Below are 809 nucleotides of genomic sequence, written 5' to 3'. Positions count from 1 at the left end.
CACAGAACCTGCGTTGCTCCGTTCTGTCTTCAGATATGCAGTCAGGTTCGGACGCCGAAGCTTTCTATCGGGCTCAGGGTTATCGCTGTGCGACACTCAGGCAAGACTCAGCCCGTTACAGCAGAAAAAATGAAGTAGTCTATTACAAACAACTACCGCCCTTCACCTGCGCCTCTCACCCCCTCTTTTAGTCTGTGAAAGTGCGGTGAGTATTTCATCGCACTTTCACAGACTTTCCTCACTTGCATAAGTTTCTCAAAAATTTTTAAACTCAATCAAAGAAATCGATAAGTTATAAGAAAAAGATCTCCCTCAAAAATTAAGGTGTCTATAATATGCTGCTGGTTTACTGTCTGGAGTTGGCGTGATCGCCTTTCCTGACCTGCGCTAACAGGCAGACTTTAACTTATGAAAAAAAGAGACCCATCTTTGGCAACTCCTTATCTGCAGTTTGATCGTACGCAGTGGGCAGCCTTACGTGATTCAGTACCACTCACGCTCAAAGAGGCTGAAGTGGTGAACCTGAAAGGCATAAACGAGGATTTATCCCTCGAGGAAGTCGCGCAGATCTATCTGCCACTTTCACGCCTTCTCAATTTTTACATCAGTTCCAACCTGCGCCGACAAGCCGTGCTTGAGCAGTTCCTCGGTACAGATGGACAGAAAATTCCTTATATCATTGGAATTGCTGGGAGTGTAGCGGTAGGTAAAAGTACGACAGCCCGCGTCCTCCAGGCATTATTAAGCCGTTGGCCAGAGCATCGCTCAGTAGAGCTGATCACCACAGATGGTTTCCTCTATCCCAATAA

Annotated in this window: 1 protein-coding gene; it reads left to right on the top strand. The window is 46.5% G+C overall.

Features of this window, described 5'->3' with window-relative positions:
• Positions 1–408 precede the first annotated feature (408 nt).
• The coding region (locus tag AC1DUO_RS25665; protein ID WP_477989532.1) for a type I pantothenate kinase at positions 409–809 on the top strand (401 nt) is incomplete at its 3' end.

Source organism: Rahnella sp. P4_A8 (genome assembly GCF_056402435.1).
The sequence above is the reverse complement of the archived record's forward strand: the minus strand, read 5'-3'. Positions and strand labels throughout refer to the sequence as shown.